Raw genomic sequence first — 16,346 nt, 5'->3', positions numbered from 1 at the left:
TGCGCCCGCCCAATATCTTTCGAGCTTACCCATGCCACAACCGATTCAAGATACTGCTACGCCCCCGTCTCCCCGAGCATTGCCGCTGGCCGGCTTGCGCGTGGTCGAATTCACGCACATGGTGATGGGCCCGACCTGCGGCATGGTGCTGGCGGACCTGGGCGCCGAAGTCATCAAGGTGGAACCGGTGCGGGGGGATCGCACCCGGCATCTGCTGGGTGTGGGCGCGGGTTTCTTCCCGATGTTCAACCGCAACAAGAAGAGCATCGCGCTGGATATCCAAAGCCCCGAAGGCGTCGCCGCCGCGCGCAAACTGGCGGCCAGCGCCGACGTGGTGGCCGAGAACTTTCGCCCCGGCACGATGGCCAAGTACGGGCTGGACTACGCCTCGCTGTCGCAAGACAACCCCCGGCTGATCTACGTCAGCCACAAGGGCTTTCTGCCCGGCCCCTACGAGATGCGCACCGCCCTGGACGAAGTCGTGCAAATGATGGGCGGGCTGGCCTACATGACCGGCCGGCCTGGCGACCCGGTGCGCGCGGGCACCAGCGTCAACGACATCATGGGCGGCATGTTCGGCGCCATCGGCGCCATGGCCGCGCTGATCCAGCGGGGCATTACGGGCCGGGGGCAGGAAGTGCAGTCGGCCCTGTTCGAGAACAACGTCTTCCTGGTGGGGCAGCACATGCTGCAGTACGCCATTACCGGCCAGCCGTCCGCGCCGATGCCTGATCGCGTATCCGCCTGGGCGCTGTACGACGTATTCACCGTGAAGGATGGCGAGCAGATCTTCCTGGCGGCCGTCAGCGATGCGCAGTGGATCACCTTCTGCGACGCCTTCGGATTCGATGACTTGAAGCGCGATCCGGCCATGGCCACCAACAATGACCGGGTGCGTCTGCGCCCCACCTTGTTGGCCGACCTGCGCGAGCGTTTGGCCGGCTACAGCGCGGCGGAACTCTCAAGCGTGTTCGAACGCATCGGCTTGCCGTTTGCGCCCATCGTGAAGCCCGAAGCGCTTTATGACGACCCGCATCTGCGCGCCACGGGCGGGCTGGCCGACATCCGGCTGCCCGACGGCGAACGCGCCGGCCAGACCGCGGGCGCGGCGTTGTTCCCCTTGATGATGGACGGACACCGGCTGGGGGTGCGGCTGCACCCGCCGACCTTGGGCGTGGACACGGACGCCGTGCTGGCGGACCTGGGTTATGACGCAACGCAGATTGCGGCGCTGCGGGAGCAGGGCGCGGTAGCGTGATGGGAAACAAAAAACCAACAGGAGACAAACATGAGCAATCAACGCGCGGGGTGGAGCCGCCGACAACTACTGGGAGCGCTGGGCGTGACGTTGTTGGGCGCGCCAGCCCTGGCCAGGGCGCAGTCGGACCGGCCCATCAAGTTCATTCTGCCCGTGGGGGTGGGTTCAGGCGTGGACACGATCACGCGGTCGGTCGGCCCGGCGCTGTCCGCTGCGCTGGGCCATACGGTCGTGGTCGAAAACCAGCCGGGCGCCGGCGGCATCGTGGGCACGTCCGCGTTGGTGCGGTCGGCGCCGGACGGCTACACGCTAAGCATGCTGTCGAACAACCATGTGATTTTTCCCAGCGTCTATAAGTCTTTGCCGTTCGACCCGCTGACCGACATTACGCCGATCAGCATGGTGGGCATGACGCCGTTTCTGATCGTGGCCAACCCGAAGCAGATCGCGGCGGGCAACCTAAAGGAGCTGACCGCTTTGCTGTCGGCTGAACCCGGCCGCTATAACTACGCCTCGTCGGGCAACGGCACCATCCTGCATCTGGCCGCCGAGATGTACGTGCAGCAGGCGGGCGTCAAGGCGCGCCACATTCCCTATAAGGGCGTGGGCCCCATGATGGCGGACCTGATAGGCGGGCAGGTGGATTTCGGCGTCTTGTCGCTGCCTTCGGTGCTGCCGCAGATAAAAAGCGGTGCGCTCAAGGCATTGGCGGCTTGTGGTGGCGAACGGATGGCGGCCTTGCCTGATTTGCCCACGGCGCGCGAGCAGGGGCTGGAGAATTACGAGATCGGTGGCTGGTTCGCCGCGGTGGGGCCGGCCAAATTGCCGGCGGCCGATGTGCGCCGCATTTACGACGCATTGGGTCGGGCGTTCAATTCGCCCGAGGTCAAACAGGCCATGGCGGCGCAGAACACCCGGATTCTGCTGATGCCCCCCGACCAGACGGCAGCGTACTTTCGTTCTGAAATGGCGAAGTACGCGGTCGTGGTGCGGGGGGCGGGGCTGGAGCTGATGTAGGGCAGGTAGCCGGTGGCGGACAGGCTGGGGCTTAGCCGGTGTTCTGGTCGGCCGCCCTTAGCAGGCCGTAGAGCTTGTCCTTGAGCAGCAGTTTTTCTTTTTTCAGCACCTCGATGTGGGCGCTTGAGGACGGCACCTTGCCGTCCTCCATATTTTGGATTTCCTGGTCCAGGTCGTTGTGACGCTGGAACAGGGCCGAGAAATGCGCGTTCTCGGATTTCAGCTGCGTAATGAGTTGGCGATATTCAGGGAACATTAGGGCCTCTCTCTTGGGAACCCGTTGACGGGACCGGCACGCGCCAAGCGCGGCGAGCGTCGGCGTCCCCATGACACGCCAACGACTGTTCATTGTCAACCCGCCCCCTGCCAGGGCGGGGCAAGCGGGTTGAGCGCGCGCAAGGGCAATGCGACCGTGCGCTGAATTTGTCGTTGATATTCACGTTTGATTACATGACCGGGGTTGCGCGGGGATACACTCTGGCCCCCGTGGTCAGTCATATCGCAGACATGAAACAGCGCGCCTCCGGTGTTCGGCAAGTTCTAGATCTTTTCAGTAAGGACGGGCGCATCAACCCGGGCACCGGCATGATCAGCGGCGTGATTGCGCTGTTCCTGGCCATTCTGGCCGTGCTGGGGGTGCTGGCTTTTCACTTTCCCGCCTATCTCACCACGCCGGAACTGCGCGCCTTCTACTCCGTGGAAGCGATGCGCACGCTGCTGTTTTCCGCGCTGCTGGTGTCGGGCTCCATTGCGCTTGCCAATACCGTGCTGGGGCGTCAGCGCTGGCTGAACATCTCGGCCTTCGCGCTCGTTTGCTGCGCGGTGGCGGCGGGCGGCAGCCAGGTGGTGGTGACGTCGTCCAACACCGGCAACCACCCGTACCTGGGCCTGGACTGGTTCATCCTGGACCTGCTGGCGTCCAGCATGGTCTTCATCATTGTCGAGAAGCTGACGCCGCTGTATCCCGGCCAGCCCGTGTTTCGCGGGGAATGGCAGGTGGACATGAAGCATTTCCTGTTTAATCACCTGTCGGTGGGCGCGGTGCTGCTGTGCATCAACTTTTTCATCCACCGGCTGTTTTCCTGGGCGGCGTATGAGCCCTTGCAGGCGGCCATCCAGTCGATGCCTTATGTGCTGGAACTGTTCGTGGCGGTGCTGGTGGCGGACCTGGCGCAGTACGCGGCGCATCGGGTCTATCACGAGGTGCCGTTCATGTGGCGCTTTCATGCGGTGCATCACAGCACGCGCACGCTGGACTGGCTGGCCGGTTCGCGCCTGCACATCGTTGAACTGCTGATCACGCGCGTGGCCGTGTTGGGCGTGCTGTTCGTGCTGGGGTTTTCGAAGGCGGTGCTGGACGCCTACATCATCATCGTCGGGTTCCAGGCTGTATTGATCCATTCCAACGTGAAGCTGCCGTGGGGCTGGCTGCGCTACATCATCGTGACGCCGGATTTTCATCATTGGCATCACTCGTCAGACACCGAAGCCATCGACAAGAACTACGCCGCGCACTTCTCGTTCATTGATTACGCCTTTGGCACCGCCGTGCGCGGCGTGGGCAAGCGCTTGCCCGAGAACTACGGGATTCTGGACAACGACATGCCGGGGACGTTCCTGGCGCAGCAGGTGTATCCCTTCGCGCGCAAGCGCTAAGGCTTCCGCGCAAGGCCTCACCCGCTACAGCATCTTGACCGCGCGCCCGATGAATTGAATCGGGCCGGTGGGCTTGCCGATGGGCGAGCCGGTCTTGGGTTCCAGCGTCAGCTCGAAAAGCTGGTTGGGTTCCAGCGGCGGCAGCTTGTCCAGCGGGATCAGGACCGGTTCGCCGGGCTTGACCAGGCCCAGCGATACGGGGCCGGCCCAGCCGTCGGCCTTGGTCCAGAATTCCAGCGCACGATCCGGCGGCACTTCCGTTGCGGTGATCGGCACCAGTTGCACGGCGCTTTGGCCGGCCTGCGCCTGCACCACCCAGCCGGGCGCCTGCGATTGCGGCGCCACCAACACCACCACGTACTGCGGCGCATCGGGCGTGGCCACCGGGCGTAGCGCCAGCGTGCTGCCCAGGATCAGCACCGCTGCCATGCCGCCCACGGCCAGGCTGCGCCAGAAGGCCAGGCTGTCCCAGAGGCCGGGCTTGGGCGCGCTGCTCGACTTGAGGCTGACAGCGGGCCGCGCCTGCGCCTGTGCCGAATCCAGCGTGCGGGTAATGCGAGGCCAAAGGCTGGTGGATGGTTCGATCGGTTCGGACAGGTTCGTCAAGGGCAAGAGCCTGGCTTCCCAGCGTGCAACCGCCGCGCGCAGGTCGGCGTCATGCGTCATGCGCGCTTGCGCGTCGCGGCGTTGGGTGGCCGACAAGGTGCCCAGCACATATTCGCCGGCGAGCTCGTCGATGTCGTCGTGGGAGGAGTGCGGAGCGCTCATGCCAGGCACTCCTTGAGCGCTTGCAGGCTGCGCTTGATCCAGGCCTTGACGGTGCCCAGCGGCGCGCCCAGTCGCTGGGCGATTTCGCTGTGCGTCAGCCCCTCTACGTAGGCATGCAGCACGCAGTTGCGGCGTACCGGTTCCAGTTCTTCCAGGCAGGGGCCGATGCGTCCGGCGCTGGCGCGCCAGTCGAAGGCGTCGCGGGTGTCGTGCCAGGCTTCGATGGCGTCGCGCGCGTCCAGGGCGGCGGCCGCGTCGTCGTCAACGTCGGTTTCGCGGGCGGTGTCGCGCAGCGCATTCAACGCCAGATTGCGGGTGATACTGTACACCCAGCCGCGTCCCGATCCGCGCGATGCGTCGAACGTGTCGGCCTGGTTCCAGATCTTGACGAAGGCGTCATGCACGATGTCCTCTGCCCAAGCGCGATCGCGCAGGAGTCGTTGGGCCACGCCCAGCAGGCGCGGGCCTTCTTGCCGATACAGCGCTTCCAGCGCGGGCCGGCGACCCGCCGCGCACGCCTGCAGGGCAGCTTCGTAATCGAAATCCGGGGTCAGGCGGTTCGGCATGCGAGAGCAGGGACGGTAAGGGAGCGGCCGCGCGAATCCGCCATGCGCGGTTGAAGGTTGCGCCATCTTACCGGACTCTCCCACCGCTGGCCCGCCGATGGGGGCGGCGGGCCGGCGGGCTTAGTTCGCCTTCCAGAAAATGTAGTCAGCTTGGTACTTCACCACGCTTTTCTGGCCCAGCATCGCCGTGGTGCAAGGCGTCTTCGGCGCCACGCCGCCCTTGAGCGCGACGCGCTGGATGTAGGTCACGCCCGTCATCGCGCCCGCGCCCATGGCCGGATTCGCCTGCACCAGTTGGTAGGGGATGTTGCCGTCGCCGGCGGGCGCCACGGCGAGTTGCTTGCCGGTGACTTTCGAGCCGTCCATGGCTTCCCAGGTGGCGGGCGGGCCGTAGTATTTGCCGACTTGCTTGCCCATGCGGTCATTCAGCGCGGCGTTGGGACCGGCGAACACCCATTCGGCCTGGTCTTTCATGTCGGCCTTGGCGCGGCATTCGTAGGTGATTTCGCCCACGCCCACGGTTTCCCAGGCCACCTTGTTGCCGGCCGGCACCTGGATGCTGGCGGGCAGGTTGGCTTGGGAATAGGCCATGGATTTGGAACTCATCGAGCCGCAGGCGGCCAGGAGCGACACGGCGAACAGGCCGGTAACGACGGGGATGCGGTGCGAACGTTGGGTCTTCATGAGCGGTCTCCAGCGACGTGAAAGGTCTGTAGACGACGCGCACCATGCGCGCCGGTACAGGTACTACACGCGGGAGGCCGAATTGGATGCAGGCCGGATGCAAATATTTCTGCATCCGGCCTGCGGGGGAAAAGCGCGGCTTAGTTGGCCTTGCGGTTGGCCGAGTACGACGCCATCAAGTTGCGGTAATCCGGAATGTGGTTGGCGAAGAGGGTGCCCAGGCCTTCCACATCGTTGCGCCAGTCGCGATGCAGTTCGCAGGCCACGCCGAACCACGACATCAGTTGCGCGCCGGCTTGTTCCATGCGGCTCCAGGCGGCGTTGCGGGTGACTTCGTTGAAGGTGCCCGACGCATCGGTCACGACGAACACGTCAAAGCCTTCTTCCAGCGCCGACAGGGCGGGGAAGGCGACGCACACTTCGGTGACCACGCCGGCGATGATCAGTTGCTTCTTGCCGGTGGCCTTGACGGCCTTGACGAAGTCTTCGTTATCCCAGGCGTTGATGTTGCCGGGGCGGGCGATGTAGGGGGCGGTGGGGAATTTGTCTTTCAGTTCCTGGACCAGCGGGCCGTTGGGGCCGTCTTCGAAGCTGGTGGTCAGGATAGTGGGCAGCTTGAAATATTCGGCCAGGTCGGCCAGGGCCAGCACGTTGTTCTTGAATTGGTCCGGTTGAAAATCGCGCACCAGGGAAAGCAGGCCGGCCTGGTGGTCAACCAGCAGGACGGCGGCTTCGTTCTTGTCCAGTTTCACGTAGGGCTTGGTCATGATTTTTGCTCCGTTATGTCTTCAAGGTGGTGCGCGGTGTTGCGCGTTGAGTGCATGAACAGAATTCTAGATATCAGCCTATAACCCCGGTAGTCGGTCAAATTGCGCTTCAGCGTTCTATTTATCGGACGATTGGGTGGGCGATGGAAGGGAGATTGCGAGGGATTTGTGGCCGGTAATGCCATGGCGCTGCTGCGTATCGCATTCGCGCCGGGCCGTTTCACCATACTCCGCCGCCATGAAATCCAATAGCTCCCGTACCGCCGGCAGCAGGCCGCGCCGCGACGGGAAGACGGCATGGACGGCGCCTGGTTCAGGCACCCAGGGCGCGCCCACCGGCACCAGCGTGCCGGCGTCCAGTTCGTCGCGGATCATCATCAGCGGCAAGGCGGCTACTCCCACGCCGCGCAGGGTGGCTTGCTTAAGCGCCAGCATGTCGTCGGTGACCAGGCGCGGCGTGAAGGGCACGTTCAGTCGGGCGCCGTCGGGTCCGTCCAGCCGCCACTGGCATTCACGTTGCTCGGTGCCCAGCGCCAAGGTGGGCAATTGGGCGAATTGGGCCACATCGGCGTTGGGCGGCAGCGAGCGCGCCAGCGCGGGGCTGGCAACCAGGCTCTGGCAGCTCATGCCCAGGTGCTTCATCACCAGGTCGCTGCTTTCCATGGGGCCGAAACGTACGCGCACGGCCAGGTCGAACCCTTCGCGCAGCACGTCCACCGAGCGTGAAAAGCTCTTCAGGTAGACGTGTACCTTGGGGCAGCGTTCCATGAAGCGCGCCACCACATCGCCCAGAAAGTAGTAGATGAGCGCGGGCGGCGCGCTCATGCGGATGGTGCCCTGCGGTTCGGCGTGCGTGCGGTCGATCACGTCTTGCGCGGCTTCGGCCCCGGCCAGCATCGACAGGCATTGGTCGAAATATTCCTGACCCAGTTCGGTCACGGCAAAGCTGCGGGTGGAACGCTGGATCAGGCGTACGCCCAGCCGTTCCTCAAGCAGGGCGATGCGGCGGCTCAGGCGGGATTTGGGAATGTCCAGCGCGCGGCCGGCGGGTGCGAAGCCGCCGTTCTTGACCACCTGGACAAAATAATAGAGATCATTCAAGTCATGCATGACCGTTTCCGCGATTTCCGATTTCTAGACGTAGCGGCGAGCATATAACGCCGCCGGTGCGTGCCAGAAGACGGAAAGCGAATGGCCGCGCGGAAATCCTGTCAGGCGGCCGCGCCCAGCGATTCTTCTTTCCAGCGCTGCTTGTCGCGCAGCGGCGGGGTGCCGAACAAACGGCTGTATTCGCGGCTGAACTGCGATGAACTTTCATAGCCCACGGCATGCGCGGCCAGCGCCACGCCCGCGTCATCGCTCAGCATCAGGCGACGCGCTTCCTGCAAGCGCAGGTGCTTCTGGTATTGCAGCGGGCTCATGGCCGTGGCCTGCTTGAAATGGTGGTGCAGGGACGACACGCTCATGTGTACGTCGCGGGCGATTTCCTCCACGCGCAGCGGCTGGGCGTAGTTGTCGCGCAGAATGCGGATGGCCTTGGCCACGCGGTTCAACTGGCTGTCTTGCAGCACCGACTGGCGCAGCACCACGCCCTGGCCGTTCATCAACAACCGGTACAGCAGCTCGCGCTTGACCATGGGCGCCAGGATGGGGATGTCGCGCGGGCTGTCCAACAGGCGCAGCAAGCGCAGCACCACGTCCAGCAGCGAGCCGCCCAGCGGATTTACGCTCAGCGCGCGTGACGCTTCCGCGGGGACCAGCGGCGGCAGGTTCTCGTCGCTGATCAGCTCGGCGATTTCCTCGGGGTTCAGATCCAGCCGCAGGCCCAGGTAGGGCAGCGTCGGGCTGGCCACCGACACCTTGGCCACCACGGGCAGGTCCACCGAGGAAATCAGGTAATGGAAGGGGTCGTACTCAAAACTCTCATCGCCGATCAGCAGGCGCTTGGAACCCTGCGCGATGACCGCCAGCGCGGCTTTTTGCAAGCCCGGCTTGGCGCCGGTGGGCTGCGACAGCCGGTGCAGGTACAGGCCTTCGATGGGCGTGTCCAGCGATCCTTCCAGATCGCCCGTCATCCGGTCCAGCGTGCAAAGCAGCTCTCGACGGGCCGGTTCGTACGCGATGTCCAGAGAAGCGACGTTGACGGCATCGTCGGATCGATCGGTAGCGGATCGATCGGGGGCGGGGCGAACGGTACTGGACTGAGCGGTAGTAATAGGCATGGGAGCTCCGGAAGGCGCGCCGTCCGCGGGGTAAGCCGGCGGCGCCGCAGAGGGTAGGACGGTTTTCAGTGTATGCGCGGTCTTGCTGCGGTGCACAGCCCACTTTTTCGGTCTGGAGAAATGGGCAAAAAATCAGGAGGATCGGGCGCATGCCTGATTCTCCGAAGGTCGTGCCAGAGAATCAGGCAAAAAAAGGGCAGGATCAAGCAGCGTGCGCCGCCGCTAGTCGACGCATACTGTTCCCACCCCGGCAAGCAAGCGTCCGGCGTCCCATCCCGGGGCGCGTGGACCCCGCGACGCCGCTGACAGGAGCTCAACCATGCGATACAAGAAATTCGGCAGCACAGGCCTTTTCGTCTCGGAACTCTGCCTGGGCACCATGACCTTCGGCGGCGAGGGCGAGCTGTGGAGCAAGATCGGCAACCTGCAACAAGAAGACGCCAACCGGCTGGTGGGCCGGGCGTTGGAGGCGGGCGTCAACTTCATTGACACGGCGGATGTTTATTCGGAAGGCCGTTCCGAAATCATCACCGGCCAGGCGCTGCGCGATTTGAAAGTGGCGCGCGACGACGTGGTCATCGCCACGAAGGTGTTCGGCCCGACCGGCGCGGGCGTGAATGCGCGTGGCAATTCGCGCGTGCACATTCTGGATGGCGTGAAGAAGAGCCTGGCGCGCTTGCAGTTGGATCACATCGACCTTTATCAGATCCACGGCTTTGATCCGGCAACGCCTATCGAGGAAACCGTGCGCGCGCTGGATACCTTGGTCCAACACGGTCACGTGCGTTATGTGGGCGTGTCCAACTGGGCGGCCTGGCAAATCATGAAGGCGCTGGGCATTGCCGAACGCCTGGGGCTGGCGCGCTTTGAATCGCTACAGGCCTACTACACGATCGCGGGCCGCGACCTGGAACGCGAACTCGTGCCCATGCTGCAAAGCGAAGGTGTCGGGCTGATGGTGTGGAGTCCGCTGGCCGGTGGCTTGCTCAGTGGCAAGTACGGTCGCGATGGCTCCGTTGAAGCCGGCAGCCGCCGCGCCGCCTTCGACTTCCCGCCCGTGGACCGCGACCGCGCCTACGACAGCATCGACGCGCTCAAGTCGGTGGCCGATGCGCGCGGCGTATCCGTGGCGCAAGTGGCGCTGGCGTGGCTGCTGCATCAGCAAGTGGTCACCAGCGTCATCATCGGCGCCAAGCGGGTGGACCAGTTGGACGACAACCTGGCGGCAACCGCCATCAAGTTGACGCAGGACGAGCTCGCAGCCTTGGACAAAGTCAGCGCGCTGCCGCCGGAGTATCCCGGCTGGATGCACGTGCGCCAGGGCGAATTCCGCCGCCAGCAGTTGATGGAGTCTGGCGCGGTGTAAGCACGAGGGGGCAGGGCCGGGCCGGCGCGCGCGCGTCAACAATGATCGCCGGCCCGGCGGCAGCGCATGTGGATGGCGCGGGCGCTAGTAGAATCCTGGCAGCTTTAACGAATGAAGACGCCAGATGACCCACCCGTTTTCCCCCGACGATGTGCGCATCTTGCGCGAACACGGTATTGCGCTGTTCGCCGACCGCGTGCTGATCGCGGTGCAGCCGCCCTTGTCCGACGCGCGGATCGCGGAGATTGAATCCGCCTGCGCCGGCCCCTTGCCACAAGCCTTGCGCGACCTGTGGCGCCTGACCGCCGGCGGCGAACTGGCCTACGACTTGCACGCGCGGATGAACGGCAATGAAGAGGCCTTGAGCTGGGCCGAACTGTTCTACGACGGCAGCGACCACTATCGCGATCTGCAAGGCTGGATCGAACACGAACAAGAGTGCGCCGAAACCGCCGCCACCGAAGACGGCGAGACCTGGAACGGCACGCTGCGCTATCTGCCCATAGGCGGCTTTGAATACTGCGACCGCATCTACGTGGCGGTGGAACCTGGCCCTCGCGCCGGCAGCATCGTGGCGTGGAAGCAGGGCCTTCCCGGCTGGACGCATGCCTTGCAACAGGATGGCATTGCAACGATTGCGCCGGATCTGCACGCCGCCTTCGCCTCGTTGTGCCTGGAGTCAGACCCGGAAGACGACCTGGATAGCCCCGGCGTGCGCGTGCTGGAATATCTGGACGAACGGGTGTCGGATCACGGCATGCCGCAAGCGCTGGCCGACGCGCTCGTCGCGTTCTACCGGCGCGCGCGGGTGGACTGGCGCGGCCCGCTGGCGGCCGGCACGCTGATGCAATCGCCGCGGCTGGCCGGCCTGGCCTTGCAGCACGCCATCAGCAAGGATGACGCGGCGCTGGTGCGGCAATTGGCAGAGCAGGGCATGCGTTTCGACGAGCCCTTGCGTGGCAGCGCCACGCCGGTGGACGTGGCCTTGATGCAGCACGCTTGCGCCGCCGCCCACGCCTTGTTGCAAGCGGGTGCGGCGGCCAGCCCGACGGCCATTCATCTCTTTGATCGCAAGCCTCCGGCGGAACTCGTCGAGCGGCTGCTGGCGCAAGGCGCCCAAGCCGATGCCCTGGGCGTGGCCCGCTGCGTGGCCTGCGGCGCGCCCGAGGCCGCGCGCCGCGTCGCGGCAGCCTGCGGTGACGGGATTGCCGCCGCTTACGCAGAGGTGCGCGACGCCATGGCCAACAGCTACCAGGAGGACCTGCGCAAGGTGCGCGCGGGCAAATTGAGCCACTACCTGGGCGCGGACGGCCTGGCCGAACGCGTAGCCAATCTGCGGGAATTCTTGCTATGACGTTGCGGGTGTCTATCCAGCTTGGGTGATGCCCGCATTGCCCTCGTCCACGGCACGTCGTCCCCGACTAGAATGTGCTTCGCGTTTCCGTGAGCGCTCTTGTTTTGAAGCGACGTTTCGACGGGACGTTTTGAAGGGAAAAGCGTGGCCATTCCGTATCTGCGCAGACTGACGGCGGTCAGCCGTAGCCCGCAAGCCAACAGGCATCTTGCCTACTTCCTGACCTTTACCGCCGGCGCGGTCAACGCGGGCGGTTTTTTGGCCGTGCAGCAATACACCTCGCACATGTCGGGCATCGTTTCCATGATGGCCGACCACATGGCGCTGGGCGGCCTGGTGGTGGTGTTGCAGGGGGTGGCGGCCTTGCTGTCGTTCCTGGCGGGGGCGGCCAGCTCCGCGTTCCTGATCAACTTCGGGCGGCGTTCCCACCTGGCCAGCGAATACGCCTTGCCGCTGCTGCTGGAAGCCGTGCTGCTACTGGTTTTTGGCCTGTTGGGCGCCAACCTGGAAACGCTGCGCTGGTTCTATGTGCCCGGCACCGTGATGCTGCTGTGCTACATCATGGGCCTGCAAAACGCGATGATCACCAAGGTGTCGCGCTCCGAGATCCGCACGACGCACGTCACCGGCATGGTGACCGACATCGGCATCGAACTGGGCAAGCTGTTTTACTGGAACGTGGCCAAGAGCGACACGCAACACAAGCCGCCCGTGTTCGCCGACCGGGGCAAGCTGATTGTGCTGAGCCTGATGGTTACCCTGTTCTTCGCGGGGGGCGTGACTGGCGCGTACTCGTTCTTTCACTTCGGCTTCGGTTCCACCTGGCCGCTGGCGCTGCTGCTGACCTTGCTGGCCGCGGTGCCGGTCATGGACGACATCCGCAGCTTCATTCGCCGCGCCTAGCGCGGCGGCCTCACCGTTTGGCTTTGCGCGCGACGGCGTGGCCCAGGAAGACCTGCAGCGCGGCCAAGGTTTCGTAATGCAGCTTTTCCAGCCGGGCGTCCTTGGCCGGTTCCGTGATGGCGTAGCCCTTGGCGTCCAGGGGGTAGGGCTCACCCAGCAGGCGCGCCATGTCGACCTGGTAGTAGCTGGCGTCGCCATACGGCCGCTTGCCGTCGATCAGGGGCGCCGGCCAGAACTGATCCCCTTCGCGTAATACGGCTTCCAGTTGTTGCGGGCCTGCCTCGCGCCAGACGGCCGCGCGCAACAAAACCAGGTGTTCGGCGCGCAGCGTGAAGCCGCCTAGCGCGTCCATGCCGCTTTGCGGAAAGTCGAACGCTGCTTTCATCTCGGTCGGCAACGGATAATGGCCGGGCGCGAGTTTTCCCACGGACGCCACGAAGTCGGGCAGCACGCGGCACACTTCGGCCAGGCGCCGGATGGCCAGCGCATCGTCCGACGTCTTCAACGCGCGGCGCGCGATGGCCAGTGTGTCGGGCCCGCCCAGCAGCGGCTGTTCGAAATCAATACCCGGCGCGCCGGATTCGATCGGCATCCATTGCACACGCAGCAAGCGGATCAAAGCGGCGTGCTGGGACGAGATCGGAATCGCGCCGGGCGGCAGGGCGAACACTTGCCGAATGATTGGCTTGCGGTCGGTGGCGGCCAAGGCGCGCAAGGGCGCCATCATCAGGCCGCCCAAGCCCAAACGCAGGCCCACCCCCAGACCCACCCCCAAACTCCCACCCAGACCCAGGCTCTTCAGCAGCGCACGGCGTTTCATCATGGCTACCGGATTACTTGCGCAGATCGGCCAGCGCCGATTCGGCCAGCGGGTAGCCCGGCTGGATTCGCAATGCGTCTTCGTAAGACAGGCGAGCGTCGGCTTGCCGCCCCAGGCGCCGCAGCAAATTACCCTGATTGGTCAGAATCAACGCACTGGCGGGTTTGGCGCGCACCGCTTTTTGGTAGGCAGCCAGCGCCTCGTCTTCGCGGTCCATGGCATCCAATAGCGAGGCCTGCAGGTTGTAGCCGATGCTCCAGTCCGGAAAGCGATTCGTCAGCGCTTGGGTCGTGGCCAAGGCATTGGGCAAATCCCCGCGCTGCGCCTGCGCGCCGGCTTTGTTGACGTATGCCCACTTATGGTCCGGATTCAGCTTGATGGCCTCGTCGAACAGATCTTGGGCGGCGGGCAGCTTGCCTTGCTGCGCTTGCAGCTTGCCCAGGAACAGCCGAACGTCGGCGTTGCGCGGATCTTGCTTGGCCATTTCTTCGGCTACGCGCTGCGCCTCCTGCGGATCGTTCGCGCGCAAGGCGGCCGAGATCCGCGTGTTCAGCGTTTGCATGGCGGGCGGCAGTTGCTTGATGCGGGTTTGCAGCGCCTCGTTTTCCGCGCGCAGTTCGGATTGGTACGCGTGGTCCAGTGGCGCGGCGGGTTGCGCATTGGCGGCCGACACGGCAAGGCCGATGCAGCAGGCAAGGGCCGGCCCGAGCAGGCAGGCACGCACACGGCGGCTCAGTGTTGCAAGCATGGCGGTCGATGGTTCCTTGAAAGAGGGATGTGCTGGCGTCAGGGCGGGGACGGGTGCCTACGATACCGGAAGCGCGGCGCGCCGTAAAAAACAAAGGCGCCAAACGTAGAAAGTCCAACGCAAAAAGCCCGGCGCGCAGGCCGGGCTGGAACGCTGGCCCTGTGGGGCCGCTTTTAATCAAACGATCAGTTCGGCATCAACACGGTGTCGATCACGTGGATCACGCCGTTGGACTGATAGACGTCATAGGTGCTGATGGTGGACACGCCGCCCTTTTCGTCCTTCAGGGTCAGGTTGTGCTTGCCGTTCATCATCACCCACAGCTTGCCGCCGCTGGCGGTCGTCAACTCGGTCTTGCCGCCGCCCTTCTTGATACGTGCTGCCAGCGCGTCGAAATCCATCTTGCCGGGCACCACGTGGTAGGTCAGGATCTTGGTCAGCGTGGCCTTGTTTTCTGGTTTGACCAGTGTATCCACGGTGCCCGCGGGCAGCTTGCCGAAGGCGGCGTTCGTCGGCGCGAACACCGTGAACGGGCCCTTGCCTTGCAGCGTATCCACCAGGCCCGCCGCCTTCACCGCCGCCACCAGCGTGGTGTGGTCCGCGGAATTAACCGCGTTGGCGACGATATTCTTGGCGGGCATCATCGGCTGGCCGCCCACCATGACGTCCGCCGCGAACGTGGGCGACAGGGTCAGGGCCGAGCAAGCGATGGCAATCGAGGCTAGCAATTTCATGACGATCTCCTTTTGTGTGGCCGTCATGAGGAGATACGGGGCAAGCCTGCGATTAGATGCGTGTTTAGCCTAAGGACTAACCCTGGTCAGATGACCTTGCCGCTCAAGACGACCGGGCCGGTGGGGATGCCGCCGGGCGCGCCGCCCGCCGGTTCCAGCGTAATGGCGACCGTGTCGCCCTGTTGCGGCAGCAGGCTGGGGGCCAGCACCGTGGTCTGGCCGGGCAGTACCAGGCCCAGCGAGCGAGGCGCCTGTCCGGGCGTGATGGACCACAATTCCAGCGCGCGGCCATCGGCCAGCGCCACCAGGTCTTGCATGGGCTGCACGGCCAGGCGGTTGTCCGGCAACGTATTCACGACCATGGCGCCGGGCGCCTTCTCGCCGGACAGCACGGCAACGGTACGTACCTCGGTCGGTGTGGGGGCCGGCTTGAGCATCAGGAAGGCCAGCACCACCACGGCGGTCGCCAAGCCGGCCGACAAGGCGCGCCACCAGGACAGGCCACGCGGCGCGGAAGGCGTGCGCGCCGCGGCGGAGGTAGGTACAGACTTGGGCATCGCTGCAATGCGGGCGGCAATTGCCTGCCAGACATGCGCGGGTGGCGTCTCGGGCGGCAGGGCCATCGCCAGCGGCAACAGCCGGTCTTCCCATTCAGTAACCGCGCGCCGCAGGCCGGCGTCATCGCGCATCAGGGTAATGAAGCGCTGCCGCGCACCCGCGCGCAAGCCACCCAGCACGTACTCGGCGGCCAGGCGGTCCTGCAGTTCGGGGTGGCGGTAATTCATTCCAGGCACCTTTTCAGCCGTTGCAAGCCACGGCGTATCCAGCTCTTGATCGTTCCCAGCGGCGTCTCCAGGCGAGCCGCGATATCGGGATGCGCCAGGTCATCGAAAAACGCCATGGCGATGGCAACCCGTTGCGGCCCTTCCAACTGGCCCATGCAGTCGGCCAGGCGGCGACCTTCCTGGCTGGCTTCCAGACGGGCAAGCGGGCCGGGGCCGTCGTCGGCCATTGCCAGCGTCAGCGTGTCGTCCGGGTCCGGCACCACGACGTCGGGCCGCCTCAGGCGGTCGATGCAGCGGTTCCGGACGATGCGGGTCATCCACGTCATGGGTTGGCTCTGCTCGGCCTGGTATTGGCCGGCCTGGCGCCAGATCGATACGAAACACTCTTGCAGCACGTCTTCCGCGGCGGCCTGGTCTCTCAACATACGTCTGGCCAGGGCAAACAGATGCGGGGACGCAAGGCGATAAAGCTCAGCCAGTGCGGATTCGCGTTTTTCCGCGCACTGGACAAGCAGGGCCTGCAGGTGTTGAGCGTCGGGCATCGGTTCCTAAGAGGGAAGGGCGCGCTGGTGCAGAGCATACCGGGCCAGGGCGCCGGCGTCACTATTGAACGGGGCCCTGATCAGCGCACTACAATGCCCGGCACACTTGGCAGCGTCAGGCAAACCGGGAAACCCCGGCAAACTCGGCATGCCGCG

At 65.0% G+C, this 16,346-nt stretch carries 17 protein-coding genes and 1 pseudogene; 6 read left to right on the top strand and 12 right to left on the bottom strand.

Annotated elements, in window-relative coordinates; genetic code table 11:
* The first annotated feature begins 31 nt into the window (after positions 1-31).
* Both M2361_RS12145 and M2361_RS12140 read left to right on the top strand, forming a co-directional pair.
* Entirely contained in the window at positions 32-1,258 is a 1,227-nt protein-coding gene (locus M2361_RS12145) for a CaiB/BaiF CoA-transferase family protein (protein WP_259249329.1), read from the top strand.
* A 30-nt stretch (positions 1,259-1,288) separates the two neighbouring features.
* A complete protein-coding gene (locus tag M2361_RS12140) occupies positions 1,289-2,275 on the top strand; it encodes a tripartite tricarboxylate transporter substrate binding protein (RefSeq protein WP_259249328.1) in 987 nt (328 codons plus the stop codon).
* A gap of 31 nt (positions 2,276-2,306) precedes the next feature.
* Here the strand turns inward: M2361_RS12140 and M2361_RS12135 are convergent, their stop codons facing one another.
* Positions 2,307-2,531 carry a YdcH family protein gene (locus M2361_RS12135; RefSeq protein ID WP_050448397.1) on the bottom strand — a complete coding sequence of 75 codons (225 nt, stop codon included), beginning with the start codon at positions 2,529-2,531 and terminating at the stop codon, positions 2,307-2,309.
* A 251-nt stretch (positions 2,532-2,782) separates the two neighbouring features.
* Between M2361_RS12135 and M2361_RS12130 the strand changes: the two genes are divergently transcribed.
* Positions 2,783-3,931, top strand: coding sequence for a sterol desaturase family protein (locus tag M2361_RS12130; protein ID WP_100854980.1), 1,149 nt, complete (start codon positions 2,783-2,785; stop codon positions 3,929-3,931).
* Between the two features lie 24 nt (positions 3,932-3,955).
* On the opposite strand, the gene M2361_RS12125 is transcribed toward M2361_RS12130, so the two are convergent.
* The 6 genes from M2361_RS12125 to M2361_RS12100 all read right to left on the bottom strand — a co-directional run bounded on the left by M2361_RS12125 (position 3,956) and on the right by M2361_RS12100 (position 8,938).
* Positions 3,956-4,699 (bottom strand): anti-sigma factor domain-containing protein, encoded by a 744-nt coding sequence (locus tag M2361_RS12125; protein ID WP_259249327.1) that lies wholly within the window; start codon positions 4,697-4,699, stop codon positions 3,956-3,958.
* Complete coding sequence (locus M2361_RS12120; protein ID WP_050448395.1) at positions 4,696-5,265, bottom strand: sigma-70 family RNA polymerase sigma factor; 570 nt, start codon at positions 5,263-5,265, stop codon at positions 4,696-4,698. Before M2361_RS12120 ends, M2361_RS12125 begins: the two co-directional genes overlap by 4 nt.
* Before the next feature lie 120 nt (positions 5,266-5,385).
* Positions 5,386-5,949: a DUF3455 domain-containing protein gene (locus tag M2361_RS12115; protein WP_259249326.1), complete on the bottom strand. Its 564-nt coding sequence runs from the start codon at positions 5,947-5,949 to the stop codon at positions 5,386-5,388.
* Between the two features lie 140 nt (positions 5,950-6,089).
* A complete protein-coding gene (ycaC, locus tag M2361_RS12110; protein WP_259249325.1) occupies positions 6,090-6,716 on the bottom strand; it encodes an isochorismate family cysteine hydrolase YcaC in 627 nt (208 codons plus the stop codon).
* Positions 6,717-6,833: 117 nt separating this feature from the next.
* Positions 6,834-7,826 (bottom strand): LysR substrate-binding domain-containing protein, encoded by a 993-nt coding sequence (locus M2361_RS12105; RefSeq protein WP_259249324.1) that lies wholly within the window; start codon positions 7,824-7,826, stop codon positions 6,834-6,836.
* Between the two features lie 101 nt (positions 7,827-7,927).
* Positions 7,928-8,938 carry an AraC family transcriptional regulator gene (locus M2361_RS12100; RefSeq protein WP_259249323.1) on the bottom strand — a complete coding sequence of 337 codons (1,011 nt, stop codon included), beginning with the start codon at positions 8,936-8,938 and terminating at the stop codon, positions 7,928-7,930.
* Between the two features lie 319 nt (positions 8,939-9,257).
* Between M2361_RS12100 and M2361_RS12095 the strand changes: the two genes are divergently transcribed.
* The 3 genes and pseudogenes from M2361_RS12095 to M2361_RS12085 form a co-directional block, all read left to right on the top strand.
* On the top strand, positions 9,258-10,304 hold the full coding sequence (locus tag M2361_RS12095) for an aldo/keto reductase (protein ID WP_259249322.1): 1,047 nt from the start codon (positions 9,258-9,260) through the stop codon (positions 10,302-10,304).
* A 124-nt stretch (positions 10,305-10,428) separates the two neighbouring features.
* Complete coding sequence (locus M2361_RS12090; RefSeq protein WP_259249321.1) at positions 10,429-11,658, top strand: SMI1/KNR4 family protein; 1,230 nt, start codon at positions 10,429-10,431, stop codon at positions 11,656-11,658.
* 144 nt (positions 11,659-11,802) lie between these two features.
* Positions 11,803-12,540 (top strand): annotated as a pseudogene (locus M2361_RS12085) (YoaK family protein); the annotation flags it as partial.
* A gap of 31 nt (positions 12,541-12,571) precedes the next feature.
* Here M2361_RS12085 and M2361_RS12080 read toward each other — a convergent pair.
* The 5 genes from M2361_RS12080 to M2361_RS12060 form a co-directional block, all read right to left on the bottom strand.
* A complete protein-coding gene (locus M2361_RS12080) occupies positions 12,572-13,381 on the bottom strand; it encodes a hypothetical protein (protein ID WP_404976408.1) in 810 nt (269 codons plus the stop codon).
* A gap of 13 nt (positions 13,382-13,394) precedes the next feature.
* Positions 13,395-14,129, bottom strand: coding sequence for a tetratricopeptide repeat protein (locus tag M2361_RS12075; protein WP_259249319.1), 735 nt, complete (start codon positions 14,127-14,129; stop codon positions 13,395-13,397).
* 185 nt (positions 14,130-14,314) lie between these two features.
* Positions 14,315-14,863 carry a fasciclin domain-containing protein gene (locus tag M2361_RS12070; RefSeq protein ID WP_050448386.1) on the bottom strand — a complete coding sequence of 183 codons (549 nt, stop codon included), beginning with the start codon at positions 14,861-14,863 and terminating at the stop codon, positions 14,315-14,317.
* A gap of 86 nt (positions 14,864-14,949) precedes the next feature.
* Positions 14,950-15,648 carry an anti-sigma factor domain-containing protein gene (locus M2361_RS12065; protein WP_259249318.1) on the bottom strand — a complete coding sequence of 233 codons (699 nt, stop codon included), beginning with the start codon at positions 15,646-15,648 and terminating at the stop codon, positions 14,950-14,952.
* Positions 15,645-16,190 carry a sigma-70 family RNA polymerase sigma factor gene (locus M2361_RS12060; RefSeq protein ID WP_259249317.1) on the bottom strand — a complete coding sequence of 182 codons (546 nt, stop codon included), beginning with the start codon at positions 16,188-16,190 and terminating at the stop codon, positions 15,645-15,647. Before M2361_RS12060 ends, M2361_RS12065 begins: the two co-directional genes overlap by 4 nt.
* Between the last annotated feature and the right edge of the window lie 156 nt (positions 16,191-16,346).

The organism is Achromobacter sp. JUb104, assembly GCF_024806975.1.
GTDB classification, from domain to species: Bacteria; Pseudomonadota; Gammaproteobacteria; order Burkholderiales; family Burkholderiaceae_B; genus Achromobacter; species Achromobacter spanius.
Note: the sequence above shows the minus strand (reverse complement) of the source record. Positions and strands in the feature narration are given on the sequence as shown.